The following is a 16,642-nucleotide window of genomic DNA, read 5'->3' on the forward strand; positions in this document are numbered from 1 at the left end:
ATGTAAACACACTTTTTCTATTTTTACAAAATATACATAAAAACGCATCTTTACAACAGATATAAACATCTGATATTATTACCTAGTACTAAATATTATTCTATGTGAATTATAAATAACCAATTTACGATACTATATAAATCTCCCGTTATTGAAAGGAGTATCCTTTTTGCAAACAAGTATACATTCCGAAAAAGAAACAATCATTTTTATTCATGGATTAGTTGGCAATCGTCGTGCCTTCAAAAAAGAGCATAAACGATTTTCCACCTCTTACAACATTATTACCTATGACTTATTAGGTCACGGCGACGATAAAGGAGAAGCTATCGAATTTTCATTACAGCGTCTCGTAGATCAATTATTGAATTTATACGAAAAAGAAGGCATTAAAAAGGCCCATATTTGCGCTTTAAGCTACGGCTGTTATATCTCTACAATTTTTGCACAAATGCACCCAGAAAAAGTTTTGAGCATTTGTCATATTGGTGGACATTATAATAACCCTTCCCTTTTATATAACGTATTTCAAAAGTTTTGGGAGAAGCGAGGAGACGATTACTCTAAATGGCTCTCTCAATACGCAAATACTATTTTTCCAAGTGGCATATTAAAGGCAAATCCGTTCGCAGTCATTTCAAGAAATATTTATTACCGTTTCGGATTGCAATTACATTCATCAATTATTGCCCAATCATTACGACACCGGTTAGAATTTGATTTGAAATCTAAATTAAAATCACTTCCCCATCCTATTCTATGGGTAATGGGTGAACATGATCATCTCTATAAATCTTGTCTTTTTGATTTAAAATCCATTCTTCCTAACGTTTTATATAAAGAAATACCGCTTGCAGGACATGCAGCAAACTTATTTCGTCCGAACTACTTTCATGACCTATACGCTCGATTTTTAAATGGGAAGTTACAGTAAAAACTACTACACTCCCAATTTATTCAACTATAAAAAGGCTTCCCAAGTTTCCCTGGAAAGCCTTTTCTCTATACGAAAAGTATATAAAACTACTTTTTCTTAGTATGCTTTTGTGTAACCTAACATGTGCTTGCTCCAGTAAGAGTTACTTACAGAACTAATTCGTACACCAGTTGCATCAGTTTCTGCACTAATGAACTGACCGTTTCCTAAGTAAACGCCCATGTGAGAAGGACCTGATTTATAAGTATTTTGGAAGTATACTAAATCACCTGGTTGTGGATTGCTAGTTTTTGTTTTAGAGCTCCAGTATCCAGCAACTGTTTGACGAGCGCCTTTATGACCAGTTTGATTTAATACGTAGTGAATGAATCCACTGCAGTCAAAACCAGCAGGTGTTGTACCAGCAGTTCTGTATGGTGAACCATTTAAAGATCTAGCGAATCCAGCGATTGAAGATGTATCTCCACCTGTTGTTGGTTTTTGTACGTCTTTACCTGGTTGTTGAACGTTATTTGTAACGTTATTGTTATTGTTATTGTTATTCGTAACGTTGTTTACTCCGCCTTTTACAAACTTAACGAAGTCTGCGCTTACGTAACCTGTACGGCCGTTATGGTTAATTTTGTACCAACCATTTTCAGCACCAGTAACGTTTAATACTGTACCGTTTGTTACGCCACCGATTACAGCGTTGTATGTAGCTGGGCCTGTACGTACTTTTAAAGCACCAGTGTTAACAACATAAGAACCACCAGTTTGAACTGTAGTAGTATTGTTGTTTGTAGTTGGTTGTTTTGTTTCGTTAGATACAGCAGAACCACCTTTTGTTACGAAGTCTTTGCTTACGTATCCAGTTCCACCATTGAAGTTGATTTTAAACCAATCTTGTACTTCACCTACAACTTGTACTGTTTTACCTTTATTTACAGAGCCTAATACTGTATGAGATGTACTTGGGCCTGTACGTACGTTAAGTGAAGAAACGTTTACTGTGTAAGTACCAGTTCCTTGTTGAACAGTAGTTCCTGTTTTACCACCAGTCGTTACGAAGTCACCACTTACATAACCAGTTTGACCGTTTACAGTTACTTTGAACCAACCGTTTTCTTGTCCAATTACTTGTAGTACTTGACCTGATTTCACTTTAGAAATAACGTTATGTCCTGTACCAGCACCTGAACGTACATTTAATACATCAGCTGTTACCGTGTATTTTAATTCAGAAGTTGTTTCTACCTTTTTTGTTTCAGTTACAGTCGTTTGAGTTTGAGTTTGAGTTTGTCCATTAATTTCTTTTAGCGCCTCATTTGAAACTTGTGCCTGAGCAGAATCCATACCTGGAACTGCAACACCCACTACAGAAGCTGCTGCTAAACCTGCAATTACTTTTTTCATAAGTTGTCTTTACTTCCTTTCCCTACTATCCTCTTAAAAAAACTTATAAACTTAATACATTACAATATTATCAAAGTAAAATATTCATTAAGTTCCATTTTTTAACAAGAGTTTTATTTTTCACACAGAGTTCATTTTAAACGAATGAAGTGAATTCCGTGTGAACTTCATGTGAACTTTACCATTAAACTTATTGTTTTTGCAATGCTTTTTTCAATTCTCTTATGTATTTTATTGAAAATTCGACATTTCATTCATTATCTTAATATACATTTTCTATCCAATTTGAAAAACTCTATTTATCTAATCCAATGCAATGAATGTATTTCCTAGTAAAGTTCCTTCCATGAAGCATACTCTTATCATGACAAAAAATACTTTTTTTATCAATAGTATAATATTTTTAGAAAACTATTTTTGATACTATCTATCGCTTTTAAAAGATTTGACGATTTGTAAGATTTAACTTCAAGAATCCTGTTCTAATTTGGCGAAAACACACACCTCACTACCTACTTTTCACCAACTATGGAATTTCTAGGATATTTATATTATCATATATATAGTGGTATGTTAACCAATACAAATTTTATTTACCCTACACTGAAACCTATCGAACTTTTACAGGTCGGTACATTGAATTTTAAGATGGAAGTCTTATTGCCCGCAAATATTGGGATTAAAAAAGGAGGTATATTTATGAAAAACATAATAGATGATCCTATAAATAAAAATATAGAATTGTACTATGCTTTTTTCCAATTCGTTTCATTTATTACCTTACAAAAAGTATCAACTATTGAAACACGTAAAAACGAATTAAAAAATCAGATGAAAAATTCCTATCAAAAAAATCCTTATTACTTATAAAAGGTGAACAGGTTGTATCCCTGTTCACCTTTTATAGTTCCTACATTATTTATAAATTTTTACACGATTTTCTAAAGGTTGGTATTCTTTTTCACCTGCAGGTACCACCGGTTTACCAAACGGCATTTGCGCAGTAAGTTTCCAGCTTTCTGGAACTTCCCATTCTTTTCTCACTTCTTCATCAATTAATGGATTGTAATGCTGCAATGTAGCACCAAATCCTTCAATTTCTAAAGCTGTCCAAATTGCAAATTGTAACATTCCTGAGGATTGCTGTGACCACGTTGGGAAATTCTCTTTGTATAATGCAAAGTTTTCTTGCAGTTTTTCCACTACTTGACTGTCTTCAAAGTATAAAACCGTTCCATAACCACTTTTAAATGCATTCATTTTTTCTTCGGTAGATGCAAAGTTATTTTCAGGTACAATTTTTCGTAACGTTTCTTTCGTAATATCCCATAACTTATCATGTTGTTCTCCTAGCAAGACGACAACGCGAGCGCTCTGAGAGTTAAAAGCTGAAGGTGTATGTTTTACAGCATGATAAATCACTTCTTGAATTTTTTCATCAGAAACTACTTGCTCTTTACTAATCGCGTAAATAGATCTTCTGTCTTCAATTGCTGTGTAAAAATCTTTTGCCATCATAATTCCCTCCAATTTTCATTTGAGGCTTTTTCATATGTATACATCATGTTTCGCCTCTTAAAACTTATCATTAATAAGTTTCTAACTTTAGACTATCAACAAACAATAATAAACTCAAATAATTACACTCACATTTTTACTTCCTAATGCTAAAAATAAAAAGGCAATTTATTGTTACCGATAATAAGTAACAACAAATTGCCTTTCTTATATGATGATCCAACTCAGTATTTCACTTAATTAACTAAGCCAAATGCATAAGACATTAGCTTGTTCGTCTCTGTAAAACGCTTCGTTTTACCTTTCGTTCCCATTACAACTGTAATAATACGAGTATCACCTTGTTTTGCTGTACCCGTAAAACAATACCCTGCGCTATCTGTGAATCCTGTTTTTAATCCGTCTATTCCTTCTATATATAAAGCTTTATTATTTTTGTTTAACATATCATTTGTACTTACAACATTAATATTATTAAATGCTAACTGACTTTGACGTAAGTGAGTCACTTCTAATATTTCTGGATAGTCTTTTATTAGATGATACGCCAAGTTTGCTACATCAGCAGCTGTCATCTTCGTCTCACTTCCATCAGGTTCTTGTAGTCCTGATGCATTTGCGAATTTAGCATAATCCGACATTTTTAACTGCTTTGCTTTTTCATTCATAAGCTGCACGAAATCTTTCTCCGTCTTAGCCATATGTTCTGCTAGAGCTACAGCCGAATTATTTGCTGATTCAATCATTAATGCATGGTACAAATCTTTAACAGTTAATGTGTCATTCACTTGGACTGGGATTCTCGCACCCTCTGTTTGTGCCGCTTTCGCACTCATTTTCACCGGATCTTCCCAGCGAACTTTCCCATTATGTACATTTTCTAATAGAAGGTACGCTGTCATCATCTTAGACATACTTGCTGGCGCAAAAGCTTCATTTTCATTATGTTGATAAATAATATCTCCATTACTCGCATCGATAATCATAGCTGCTTTTGCATCAATTTCAGGTGGTATGTACTTTGGTGGCACTACTTTTTCAGCTAATCCTGTTTGAGGTAGTTCTGCCACTTGTAAAGGTTGTCCCTCTATATTTGTTGCACTCTTTTGAGTTCCTTGGAATAAGAACCAACATATCCCTAAAATAATGACTACTAGGATCGTCAGCCTTCCCCATTTTAACCGCTTCATTTCAAAACTCCTTTAGCAAACCTTTTATACACTCACGTTTAACCATAACAATAATTACTTTATATCGTCAAGGCAAAAGGCATATTTATTCATCTAATACATTTATGTTACAATTAAAATACCGAAATATAAGAATATTCAATGTTATATTATCTTAATTTAACTACTTAATAGAAAGGATTCTTACGATGCTACTTCCAAAAACATTAAAATACGGAGACACAATCGGCATTTATTCGCCCTCTTCACCAGCAACATACACTTCTCCAAAAAGATTTGAACGAGCGAAATCTTATTTACAACAGAAAGGATTCCACATATTAGAAGGTTCCCTAACAGGTCGATATGATTATTATCGCTCTGGCAGTATACAAGAGCGTGCCGAGGAACTGAATGCTTTAATAAGGAATCCTAATGTATCTTGTATTATGTCAACAATTGGCGGTATGAATTCTAATTCCTTATTACCTTATATTGATTATGATGCTTTTCAAAATAACCCTAAAATAATGATTGGCTATTCAGATGCAACAGCTTTATTATTAGGGATTTATGCAAAAACAGGAATCCCTACATTTTACGGTCCAGCACTCATTCCCTCCTTTGGAGAATTTGAGCCTTTTGTAGATAATACATACAAATATTTTGTAGAAACATTACTACATGATCAATTGCTTCCTTACAACATAAAACAACCTTTATTTTGGTCAGATGAATTTATTAATTGGGAAGAGAAGACGAAAGAAAAAGAACTTAGACCAAACAATTGGATTTCTGTAACAAACGGACAAGCTACTGGACGTATTATTGGTGGGAACTTAAATACAATAGAAGGAATTTGGGGTAGCTCTTATATGCCAAGCATTCAAGAAGGCGATATTTTATTTATTGAGGATAGCTCAAAAGATGCAGCTACTATTGAAAGAAGCTTTTCATTACTTAAGGTTAACGGCGTATTTGATAAAGTTTCAGGTATTATTCTTGGAAAACATGAGCAGTTTGATGATTGTGGTACAAATCGCAAACCTTACGAAATATTATTGGAAGTACTGCAAAATCAAAGAATCCCTTTACTAGCTGACTTTGATTGTTGTCATACCCATCCGATGATCACTATGCCGATAGGTGTTCAAGTGAACATGGATGCAACCAATAAAACAATACATATTTTAGAGAAATGGAAGAATTAAAAAACGCTTATATTATAGGAAGAAAATATTATAAACTTTCCATTAGAAAACAGAAAAAAGCTCCGTTCATCACAAACGGAGCCTTTTTATTATTGTCCTAAATTTTGAACCTTGTCTTTCAAATCACGAACTTGATCTATCGTCTGCATAAGCTCAGAGTTTTTAAATTGCTCTACATCCACTTTCCCTTCTTCTATCTTTGCCATCGCCGTATCAATTAATGTGTTTAACTTTTCGTTATATCCGACGATTTGCTGATGAAGATCCTTTGCTACATCAGGTGGCGTTAATTCATTGAAAGCGGGTATATCTTGTTTAATTTCACTAAGCTTCGTTTCTAATTCTTTTCGAGCTTCGCTATCATTAACGGCTTTTTCAGCTAATGCTGGTGCATCATTTGCAAATGCACTTATTTCATTTACGTAGTCTGTCGCTTTCTGAGCATAATCTAAAGAGTTCTTTCCTTGCTCTACTAGTGAACATCCCATTAAACCAATTGAAACTATAAATACTAATAAAATTGATTTGATTTTCATTTTAGACTCCCTTCGTCTTTATAATTGTCTACAATTTTCTCTATCATAACTTCTAGCCAAATTGCCTATACCCTTTTTTAAATAACTATCTAGACTCTTACATGTCCTATAATCGTTACCACATCTACTTCTATGTGTACGCTAATAATATCTTCAATTATATCCATATATCCTTGTCCTATAGCTGCTCCATAGTGTAATGTAAGCCCCTTTTTTTCATACACTGACTTTGGCACCGAAAAAATAAATCTCCTCAAGTTTCTTTCATCAGCTGGTTCCATAATTAAAACAATCCCATCCTCATCAAACATATACGCTCGCCCTCCAACTTTACATTCACTATGGCTCAGTATTGCCTTTATCAGCTAAATTTAAAACCTAAAAATAAGATGCACATCGCTCTATAATTAAAATAAGAAGCATTAATTCTTTTTTTAAGGTTAATGCTTCTTCAAAACTTCGATTTAACTGCCCATAATCCGTATTATGCGAATTATTTCAATTCCTCTCAATTCTTCATTTCCGGACAATATAGAGTACATCAGTTTCAGATAAACCAAATTTCCTAGCACTTCTCATTCCTTGTTTTTCAGCTATGTTATACAATTCCACCTTAAATCCTACATTCATTAATCGTTGTATAAATCCTGATCGATTATAAATCCTTACATGTTCTTCATGACCAAAAGCTAATCTTCTCAATTTTGGCGTTAAAATTAATTCATTCTCTATAATACTATCTACATTCATTACGATTGGCGCTTGAATAATTCCCCATCCATTTGTCTTTAATACTCTATATAACTCTCTCATCGCTTTTTCATCATCTTGAACGTGCTGTAATACATGACCACATAAAATCACATCAAATGTATCATTTTCATATGGAATTCTAGTAACATCAATTTCCTGCATTAATGGATCCTTTGGTTCAATATCTCCACATACATATGTAATGTTTTTATACTGGGCAAACCAACTTCTTAACTTCGCTTCAGGTGCAATATGAAGCATAGTATCATTTCCACTTAATAACTCCGTTTCCATTTCAATATATACACGATATAACCTTTCACGATCCATCGAATCACATACCGAACAAATTCCCGTATCTTTATTCCACATCTCAAATTTATATTTTGGAAAATCATAATGTTCTGGCCAAGGAGAAAATTTTTTAAATTGTTGATTGCAAAATTGACAATAGCATACTTCTTCCTCAAATATACGATTAACTAACTTATTTAATTCCCTCTCCATCTTTTCATTATCAATTTGATTTAATTGTCCATTTTTTACCGCATCCTTAATTATTGACACCACATTTTCCAAACAATGAGTTAAACACGTTTTATAATCTTGCTCACGATTTAAAAACCCACTATTATATGCATCTATTATTAATTCAGTCCATTCTTCAATTGCCCTTAATGTAAATTGCATTTGTTTTTGATTTTCCCCACCATGTTGTCTAAAATAACTAAGAGGTTCCTCTATATAAACTACATTTCCTTTCTTCATCATATCTAGCCATGTTGCAATGTCATTAATAGCTGAATAACCCTTTCCCTTAAAACACCCAAAAGCCCCTTCAAAAAATTTCCGATTAAACAGAACTGTTGTAGGCTCACCAACTACATTTTTTAAGTTTTTTAACATATAATTACCTAATTCTTTCCCTTTAAAAAGTGTAGTTTCTTTTGCAATTTTCATATTCAATGTTGATGGTGGTAATACTTTTCCATTCTCATCAATTAATTCCCGATATGACGTCACAAATGAAATGTTTTCTAGTCTAAAAAAACAGTTCATCATTCTTTTAATCTTTTCAGGATGAAATAAGTCATCATCTAATAAAAAGTTTATATAATCTCCATTTGCAAGTTCTATACACTTATTAAAGTTCTCTGCTTCTAATCGAGGTTTATTTTTAACATATGTAATACATTCATATTCACTTAAATATGGTTGGATCATCGCTTGAATTTCACCGTTTGTACTATCGTCAGAAATTATTATTTCAATATTTTCATATGTTTGATTCAAAGCACTTTTGAGAGCTAATTCCAAGTAATGAGGTTTATTATAGGCAGGAATAAGTATACTGACTTTCGGTAAATGAGAGTTGTTATTCCGATACTGTTTTTTCTTTTCTATATTTATTTCCTTTCGCTTAATTTGTCGGTAGTAGTCTAATGTATATAATATTGATGATGGAACTAATTTTTTTGCATAGTCTAGGAAATTAGTTATCGCTTTATATAACTCTTTTTCAGTAGATAAAAAACCATACTTTTCTCCAACTATAATACTATGTGAAAAATCCTCTACTCCATCCATAAGTTTATTAGATTCATTCAACTGTTGACCTGAATGTAATCGGAAGTAACTAAGTGTCTCTGCTATATATACTGCTTTTCCTTTACTTAATAAAGATAACCATGAGGCTATATCTACATTACATAGATACCTCCTCTTATCAAAAATCCCATACGGTTCTTGTAAATCATTTTTACGAAATAAAACTGTTGTCGGTTCTCCAATATAATTTTTTTGATCCACAATTACCCTATTTCCTAATTCTGTTCCCTCTATAATCGTATCCTCTTCAAATAAACGGACAGTTGAATAAATATGTCGTAGTTCTTTCCCTTTATCATCAATTACTTGACGATGAGATGTTACAAGCTTGATTTCATTATCTAAATCATTGAAAAAATACTTCATCATTTTTTCAATTTTATTCATATGAAATATATCATCATCCATTAAAAAATTTATATACTCACCGTTCGCTTCATTAAATAACATTAGCGCATTTTCAAATTGTCCGAGAGTTGACCTGTTTTTTATATAAATAATATTTGAATGATCACATAAGTATTTTTGTAACACATTTTCCGTTTCGTCATTCGTGCTATCATCTCCAACAATAATTTCTATATTAGAATATGTTTGTTGTAATACACTACACAATGCTTTTTCAAAGTAGCCAGGACGATTATAAGTAGGAATTAATACACTTACCAACGGAATTCGCTCTATCGCCTCTTCACTTTTTTCAAAACGATTCCCCATCTTTTCCCTCCACCTTTTCGCATATTATTTATATACGCGACATAATATCACATTACTTAAACCGTATGAAACCTTTATACTTTTATGCAAGCCCATAACAAAATATCCTACTTTTCACTCCAAAATATACATATTCAATAATTTAAGTATTTGATTAGCTGTTTTTTATACATTTGATTTCTATCATAAAATAATGTAAGACAAATAAAACGAAACTTTAATCAGGGGAGCTTCTCCATCCCTTCTGATTATCCCCCTCACCAATCGGACTTTTACGTACAGTTAATCTCCCGCCTAACTTCCTCACATCAGCCGGATCTTGCCCTGCAAATAGCGAGATAAATCTATACCTTAAAAAGAATATATTTCTTAACAAAAAAATAGCTGCACCATTAGGCGTAGCTATTTTACAATTATTACTTATTCAAACTATATTCCTTTATCTAACTCATACAGCTTACGATACTTCTCGTTTTCTTTCAGAAGTTGTTCATGACTGCCTTGCATCACAATTTGGCCACGATCAAGGAATATAACTTCATCTACATGTTCAATTCCTACAAGGTGGTGTGTAATCCAAATAACAGTCTTTTCTTCTGTTGCAGAAAACATTGTTTCTATTAAAGATAGTTCTGTCTTTGGATCTAAGCCGATCGTAGGTTCATCAAGTACAATAATTGGAGCCTCTTGCATTAGCGTTCTAGCAAAAGCAACCCGTTGTCTTTCTCCACCAGAAAACCTTTTTCCCATTTCATGCATTTTTGTTTGCAATCCATCTGGAAGAGAAGCTATATGCGAAGCTAATTGTGCTTTCTCTAAAGCTGTCCATATCTCTTCATCCGTAGCCTCTGGTTTACCGATTCGCACATTATTTCCAATTGTCGTATCGAATAAATGCGGCTTTTGATTCAATACAGAGATATATTTTGATAAAAGATTCGTATGAGCATGTTCACTATTCAATAAAACTTCACCATGTAACGGGCTTAGCGCACCTGCTAACAATTTTAACAAAGTAGATTTTCCTGTTCCACTTCTTCCTAAAATGGCGATTTTCTTTCCTGCCTTTATTTGCAGTGATACTTCTTTCAATACAAATTCATTACTATCTGGGTAACGATACGATACATTATTTAATTCAATGTCTATATGTTTTGATGCAACATAATCTTTATCCTCATGTAATTCCTTTTCATCCTGTAAAACATCATTAGCTTCTACTTTATTTAGACGATGAGCAGATTCTACATATGATGGAATTCGATCGATAGCATCTGAAAGAGGGATAAGCGCGTTTGTGACTGATAACGTCATTAAGACGAAAGCCGCAATAACGGTAGGTGCAATCTGTTCACTTGCCGCCTCATTTCCAGTCCATATGATCATTGAAATAACTACAATCCCCACTACTAATTGAATGATACTGTCCCGAATATGATTCCAGCGTTTCATTCTTTTTTCCGTTTTTAACAACTCATTATTTTGCTCTACATACTTATCGATGAATTCATCTTTTCTACCACTTGCTTGCCAATCTGATAATCCAAAAACAGCGTCTGTTAATTGTTGATACAAACGGCTTCTTCCTTGTTTTAAAGTAACATGATGTTGCTTCATTAAAAGTAATGATACAAACGGAAGCAGAAAAACGATAATAGCCAACATACATGCTGCAATAAGTGCAAATACTACGTCAAATGCACCGATAACAAGTACGAATATGCTATATACAACTAATGCTAATAGACTAGGAAATATTGTACGTAAATATAGGTTTTGCAAATGCTCTATATCTTCGGATAATATACCTAACATATCGCCCGTTTGAAATCGTGAACGGAAAAATAACGCTTGCGGTTCTACTATTCTGTATAGTTTCGTTCTCATCTTTTCTAATATGCGTAGTACGACATCGTGTCCAACTAAACGCTCTAAATAATGAAATACCGCTTGTCCTATACTAAACGCACGTGTTGCAACGATAGGAACATATACAGCCATTACATTTTCTGGTCTAAGAGCAGATTTAGAGATTAAATAACCTGAAATGAAAAGTAACATCGCACCTGAACTAACTCCAAGAAGACCAAGGAAAATAGTTAAAGTCATTCTACCTTTATTTTGCTGTATATAAGGTTTAATCCAGTTACTCATCTCTATCCCCTCTCTTTCCTGTGAAAATGTAATACCTCATTCTTTAAAAGTTCTTCATACGTTCCGCTTTCTATCATTTCCCCTTTATTTAAAATAAGAATATGATCCATCTGTTTCATCCAGTGAAGACGATGTGTTGCAAGAAATACTAACTTACCTTCAAACAGACGTAACATCGCTTGCTTTATTTCAAATTCAGTTTCAATATCAAGATGTGCTGTAGGCTCGTCTAATAGAATAATTGGCTTTTTACTTAAAAGAGCACGCGCCATAGCGACACGTTGTTCTTGCCCGCCACTAAGCATACGTCCACCTTCTCCAATTCTTTCATACATCCCGTTCGGAAGCGATGTAACGAGTGAACGAAGACCAACTTCATTAATAACTCTTTCCACTTCTGCATCAGTTGTATTTGTTTCATAGAAACAAATGTTATCTTTTAATGAAAGCGGGAAAATATAAGGTTGCTGTGGAATATATGCAATATTCTTTTGCCAATCTTCTCGAGTAGCCCCGTCAATTTCCACACCATTTACTATCAGCTTTCCACCCGAAGGAGTTAAAAATCCTGCTAATACGTCAATTAACGTCGATTTCCCTGCCCCACTTTCACCAATTACACCTATAGCACCGGTACCTTTCCAAGTAAAATCAATTCCCTCTAATATAGATTTTTCCGATTCATCATTCTTTACTTTTACATCTTGTAATTTCAAGTTACTAGAGGAATTCCATATTAGACCTACATTTGATTCTTTCGTTCCTATTTCTTTTTGTTGCTGTAAAATCTCTTCTATTTGCTCCATTGCAAGTTGTCCATCTAACGTAGCATGATAATTCGCTCCAACTTGTTTAATCGGCAGAAAATATTCCGGAGCTAAAATTAAAATCGTAAGGGCTGGCAATAGTACAATTGTCCCATCTATTAAACGTATCCCTAATCCGACCGCCACAAATGCGATTGATAAACTCGTAAAGAAATCTAATGCAAAAGAAGAAAGAAAAGCAACTCGCAAAGTACGCATCGTTGCTTTTCTATATCTTTTACTTACTTTTTCAATCTTTCCTTCGTGCTGTTTACTTTTACCTAAATACTTTAATGTTTCTAACCCTTTTAACGTATCTACAAAATGATTAGAAAGTACACGATACGACTCATACTGACTATCCGCCATCTTTTGCGCTGCTAATCCTAGTAGGATCATAAATATAATCACGATAGGAATCGTTACAACTAAAATGATTCCAGACTCAATATCTAGCGTAAAAACATATAGTACAATTAGCCCCGGTACGATACTACTTCTAATCATTTTAGGAATTGTTAATTCTATATATGTTTTAAACTTCTCAATACCTTCTATCGATAAGGTAACCAGATGACCAGTTCCAGCAGTTTGAACATAACGTGGACCTAATGTGAAATACGCCTCTATTAATTGTTTTCTCAGTAGTGATCCTGTTTTTTCAGCGAAACGTTCCACTAATATTTGCGATATTCGCACTAGCATATGACGTACTGCAAACGTGATCCCAAAATAAACCGTTTCATTTAACAAAGATTGCACAGTTTCTCCTTGAAATAAAAACGTAATAGCCCGCGCTAAAAACACTGTTTGCGCAATAATACTTACAGCTTCTAAAATGCTAATGATTGTTAACACTACATATAAAACTCGGCTACCAGGATACGACGGAAGTCCTCTTTTTCTTTTCATTAGTACTCCAAATCTTTATCTGACTTAACAGGTTGTCTAAACACATAGAAACTCCATATTTGACTTCCCAAAACAAATGGCAATATAGCAATTGAAAAATACGTCATCAGTTTTAGTGCATAATCTCCTGATGCTGCATTATAAATTGTTAAATCGTATATTGACCCTAACGAGCTAATTAAGACACGTGGGAACATGCCGGCGAACACACTCGCACTTAGTAAAATGATTGTTAAACTCGTCATAACGAAAGCCCAACCATCTCTTCTTCTTTTATTTAATAATGTTGACGCACATAATGCTACAAAAGCTCCAATCGGAACCATAATCCACTCTGTACCATGGGCAGTGAAAATATCTGTTTTCCATAATCCCAATCCGGCAAAAATAAGGAGTGCTATAATTGCAAGCGGTGCAATTTTCAACGCAGCAATACGTGCACGTTCTCTTAACTTACCAGTTGTACGTATAGTAAGGAATTGCAATCCGTGAACAATACATAGCAGAAGGAACATAACTCCTCCAAGTAATGCAAATGGATGTAGTAATGGTAAGAATCCACCTACAGCATTTTTCGTTTCATCAATTGGAATACCTACCATAAAGTTAGCAATTGCAACTCCCCAAAGGATAGGTGGTAGTAAACTTCCTAAAAACATACCCCAATCCCAAAAACCTTTCCATTTATGATTATCTATTTTCGCACGGAATTTAAAGGAAACCCCTCTTATAATTAAAGCAAGAAGCATAAATACAAACGGAATGTAAAACCCGCTAAATAAAGTTGCATACCAGTGCGGGAATGCTGCGAACATAGCTCCACCAGCACAAACAAGCCATACTTCATTCGCGTGCCAAAATGGACCAATTGTATTTAAATATATTCTTTTCTCTAAATCGTTTTCCCCTAAAAACCTTGAAACTATACCTACACCGAAATCGAAACCTTCAAGTACAAAGAAGCCTACGAATAAAATTGCAATAATGATAAACCACAACTCATTAAGAGATAACATACTCATCCTCCTTATCAAATGGATCATGGCTTTGAGAATCCTGTTTCGTTTTCTTATTCTCATGTCCTTTAATGACACGAACGAATAAGTAAATAGTAATTCCACCTATAATTAAATATAGTGATGTGAACGAAACTAAAGAGAATAATACTTCTCCGAACGTAACATTTGGAGATACAGCATCTTCCGTTTTCATAACACCGAAAACTACCCAAGGCTGACGTCCCATTTCAGTCATAATCCATCCTACTGTATTACCGATAAACGGTAGTGCAATTGCATACACCATTAATTTTAAATACCAAGTTTTTTCAGCTAAACGATCTTTTCTTGATAAGAACCATCCGTATGCTCCTAGAAGAAGCATAAATGTTCCACTCATTACCATCGCTCTAAAACTCCAGAACATAGTGTGTACTGGCGGTATATAATCTCCAGGCCCATATTTTTCTTCATATTGTTTTTGAATTTGATTCATTCCTTCTACTTGACCACTAAATTTATCAAATGATAATAGACTTAGCATATAAGGGATTTGAATTTCAAACGAATTTTCTTGCTTCTCTGCATCAATTTTCGCAAATACTGTAAATGGCGCTGGATCCTCACTCGTATTCCATAACGCTTCCGCTGCTGCCATTTTCATTGGATGTGTCTTAATTAATTGTTGTGCTTGCGCATGACCGAAGAATAATACTAGCGCAGTTGTAAGTGTTCCAACAATGATAGAAATGCGGAACGATTTTTTAAACACTTCAGTTTCTTGAGCTTTTGTTATTTTCCATGCACTCACACCTGCAATAAAGAATGCACCAGTTGCAATTGCCGCTGTAATTGTATGCGGGAATTGTACCCATAATTGTGGGTTTTGAATAATCGCTAAGAAATCATTCATTTGTGCACGTCCATCTGCTGCCATTTCATACCCTACTGGCGATTGCATAAATGCACTTGCAGTTAAAATCCAAAATGCTGATAACATTGTTCCAATTGAAAGGAGCCAAATACATAAAAGGTGAACACGCTTCGGCAATTTATCCTCACCGAATACCCATAAACCTAGGAATGTAGACTCAATGAAAAATGCTAATAAACCTTCAATCGCAAGTGATGGACCAAACACATCACCTACGAAACGTGAATAGGTTGACCAGTTCATACCAAACTGGAATTCTTGTAGAATACCAGTTACTACACCTACCGCAAAGTTTACAAGGAATATTTGTGTCCAAAACTTCGTCATCTTCTTATAAATTTCTTGTCCCTTTACCACATATAACGTTTGCATTAATGCAATGATAAAAGCTAAACCAATAGACAGCGGAACAAAAAAGTAATGGAAAATCGTTGTTGATGCGAATTGTATTCGTGCCAATTCGAGCGTTTCCATACTACAATCACTTCCTTCATAATTTTTTATATCGTATTTTCGATTGAGTTGTATGAATAAAACAACTCAAATCTTAGAAATATAGAAAGATAAATTTGTTTATGTACTTTTAGAAAATATAAATTTTCAGTTTTCAAAATCATTACAAAAGAACTTTCTCATAAAATTTACCTTTTCACTATTTCAGTAGTGTTTTATCCGTTAATCGAATTGTATAATATACCTGCATAGTAAATTCAACTGATTTTTGACGTATTATTGACATCATTTTGTCTGAAATATGTCTTTTGTCATTTTTTTGAATTATATTTTTCTCATTAATAAAATGTATTTTTTTAATATAAGACTTACTTCCATATCAATAAAATAATCATTTCCCTCTTCATACACTTGACTTTCACGCAGAAAAATGTCCTCTAAACTAACGGAGAAATCAGTTAGTTTTTTGTCAAGAAGAAAATGTATTTTTAAAATTCAAACACAAAATATTGTTATTCGAAAATAGAAAATCCCCTCCCTC

14 protein-coding genes are annotated in these 16,642 nt (G+C 33.8%); 3 read left to right on the forward strand and 11 right to left on the reverse strand.

Going from position 1 to position 16,642, the window contains the following annotated elements; translation table 11 throughout:
• The first annotated feature begins 169 nt into the window (after nt 1–169).
• Nucleotides 170–934, forward strand: a complete 765-nt coding sequence (locus ILT06_RS19790; protein WP_064476347.1) for an alpha/beta fold hydrolase — start codon at nt 170–172, stop codon at nt 932–934.
• 99 nt (nt 935–1,033) lie between these two features.
• Here the strand turns inward: ILT06_RS19790 and entFM are convergent, their stop codons facing one another.
• On the reverse strand, nt 1,034–2,332 hold the full coding sequence (entFM, locus tag ILT06_RS19795; RefSeq protein WP_222655392.1) for an enterotoxin EntFM: 1,299 nt from the start codon (nt 2,330–2,332) through the stop codon (nt 1,034–1,036).
• A gap of 699 nt (nt 2,333–3,031) precedes the next feature.
• Here entFM and ILT06_RS19800 point away from each other — a divergent pair.
• Nucleotides 3,032–3,202, forward strand: coding sequence for a DNA mismatch repair protein MutT (locus tag ILT06_RS19800; RefSeq protein ID WP_141537796.1), 171 nt, complete (start codon nt 3,032–3,034; stop codon nt 3,200–3,202).
• 45 nt (nt 3,203–3,247) lie between these two features.
• Here ILT06_RS19800 and ILT06_RS19805 read toward each other — a convergent pair whose 3' ends face one another.
• Together ILT06_RS19805 and ILT06_RS19810 are read right to left on the reverse strand one after the other, a co-directional pair.
• Entirely contained in the window at nt 3,248–3,850 is a 603-nt protein-coding gene (locus tag ILT06_RS19805; protein ID WP_176713072.1) for a nitroreductase family protein, read from the reverse strand.
• 236 nt (nt 3,851–4,086) lie between these two features.
• On the reverse strand, nt 4,087–5,040 hold the full coding sequence (locus tag ILT06_RS19810; protein WP_064476350.1) for a D-alanyl-D-alanine carboxypeptidase family protein: 954 nt from the start codon (nt 5,038–5,040) through the stop codon (nt 4,087–4,089).
• A 188-nt stretch (nt 5,041–5,228) separates the two neighbouring features.
• Between ILT06_RS19810 and ILT06_RS19815 the strand changes: the two genes are divergently transcribed.
• Nucleotides 5,229–6,230 (forward strand): S66 family peptidase, encoded by a 1,002-nt coding sequence (locus tag ILT06_RS19815; RefSeq protein ID WP_064476351.1) that lies wholly within the window; start codon nt 5,229–5,231, stop codon nt 6,228–6,230.
• 89 nt (nt 6,231–6,319) lie between these two features.
• Here ILT06_RS19815 and ILT06_RS19820 read toward each other — a convergent pair whose 3' ends face one another.
• The 8 genes from ILT06_RS19820 to cydA form a co-directional block, all read right to left on the reverse strand.
• Nucleotides 6,320–6,766, reverse strand: coding sequence for a DUF6376 family protein (locus ILT06_RS19820; protein ID WP_103654963.1), 447 nt, complete (start codon nt 6,764–6,766; stop codon nt 6,320–6,322).
• Between the two features lie 89 nt (nt 6,767–6,855).
• Nucleotides 6,856–7,077: a hypothetical protein gene (locus ILT06_RS19825; protein WP_048543215.1), complete on the reverse strand. Its 222-nt coding sequence runs from the start codon at nt 7,075–7,077 to the stop codon at nt 6,856–6,858.
• Between the two features lie 205 nt (nt 7,078–7,282).
• A complete protein-coding gene (locus tag ILT06_RS19830; protein WP_222655393.1) occupies nt 7,283–9,844 on the reverse strand; it encodes a glycosyltransferase in 2,562 nt (853 codons plus the stop codon).
• A 217-nt stretch (nt 9,845–10,061) separates the two neighbouring features.
• Nucleotides 10,062–10,220 carry a hypothetical protein gene (locus ILT06_RS19835; protein ID WP_179194478.1) on the reverse strand — a complete coding sequence of 53 codons (159 nt, stop codon included), beginning with the start codon at nt 10,218–10,220 and terminating at the stop codon, nt 10,062–10,064.
• 53 nt (nt 10,221–10,273) lie between these two features.
• Nucleotides 10,274–11,998: a thiol reductant ABC exporter subunit CydC gene (gene cydC, locus ILT06_RS19840; RefSeq protein WP_064476353.1), complete on the reverse strand. Its 1,725-nt coding sequence runs from the start codon at nt 11,996–11,998 to the stop codon at nt 10,274–10,276.
• 2 nt (nt 11,999–12,000) lie between these two features.
• Entirely contained in the window at nt 12,001–13,716 is a 1,716-nt protein-coding gene (gene cydD, locus ILT06_RS19845) for a thiol reductant ABC exporter subunit CydD (protein WP_098111622.1), read from the reverse strand.
• A complete protein-coding gene (cydB, locus tag ILT06_RS19850) occupies nt 13,716–14,732 on the reverse strand; it encodes a cytochrome d ubiquinol oxidase subunit II (RefSeq protein ID WP_064476355.1) in 1,017 nt (338 codons plus the stop codon). The genes cydD and cydB overlap by 1 nt, the downstream gene beginning before the upstream one ends.
• Nucleotides 14,719–16,122: a cytochrome ubiquinol oxidase subunit I gene (cydA, locus tag ILT06_RS19855; RefSeq protein WP_064476356.1), complete on the reverse strand. Its 1,404-nt coding sequence runs from the start codon at nt 16,120–16,122 to the stop codon at nt 14,719–14,721. The genes cydB and cydA overlap by 14 nt, the downstream gene beginning before the upstream one ends.
• Between the last annotated feature and the right edge of the window lie 520 nt (nt 16,123–16,642).

The sequence above is a fragment of the Bacillus sp. 17RED48 genome, assembly GCF_019837545.1.
Lineage (GTDB): Bacteria > Bacillota > Bacilli > Bacillales > Bacillaceae_G > Bacillus_A > Bacillus_A wiedmannii.

Bases quoted from the DNA above. Each gene is read 5' to 3' on its own strand.
- ILT06_RS19800 (WP_141537796.1), top strand. From the start codon at position 3,032: ATGAAAAACATAATAGATGATCCTATAAATAAAAATATAGAATTGTAC.
- entFM (WP_222655392.1), bottom strand. From the start codon at position 2,332: ATGAAAAAAGTAATTGCAGGTTTAGCAGCAGCTTCTGTAGTGGGTGTT.
- ILT06_RS19820 (WP_103654963.1), bottom strand. From the start codon at position 6,766: ATGAAAATCAAATCAATTTTATTAGTATTTATAGTTTCAATTGGTTTA.
- ILT06_RS19815 (WP_064476351.1), top strand. From the start codon at position 5,229: ATGCTACTTCCAAAAACATTAAAATACGGAGACACAATCGGCATTTAT.
- ILT06_RS19805 (WP_176713072.1), bottom strand. From the start codon at position 3,850: ATGATGGCAAAAGATTTTTACACAGCAATTGAAGACAGAAGATCTATT.
- cydC (WP_064476353.1), bottom strand. From the start codon at position 11,998: ATGAGTAACTGGATTAAACCTTATATACAGCAAAATAAAGGTAGAATG.
- ILT06_RS19810 (WP_064476350.1), bottom strand. From the start codon at position 5,040: ATGAAGCGGTTAAAATGGGGAAGGCTGACGATCCTAGTAGTCATTATT.
- cydA (WP_064476356.1), bottom strand. From the start codon at position 16,122: ATGGAAACGCTCGAATTGGCACGAATACAATTCGCATCAACAACGATT.
- cydD (WP_098111622.1), bottom strand. From the start codon at position 13,716: ATGAAAAGAAAAAGAGGACTTCCGTCGTATCCTGGTAGCCGAGTTTTA.
- ILT06_RS19825 (WP_048543215.1), bottom strand. From the start codon at position 7,077: ATGTTTGATGAGGATGGGATTGTTTTAATTATGGAACCAGCTGATGAA.
- ILT06_RS19830 (WP_222655393.1), bottom strand. From the start codon at position 9,844: ATGGGGAATCGTTTTGAAAAAAGTGAAGAGGCGATAGAGCGAATTCCG.
- cydB (WP_064476355.1), bottom strand. From the start codon at position 14,732: ATGTTATCTCTTAATGAGTTGTGGTTTATCATTATTGCAATTTTATTC.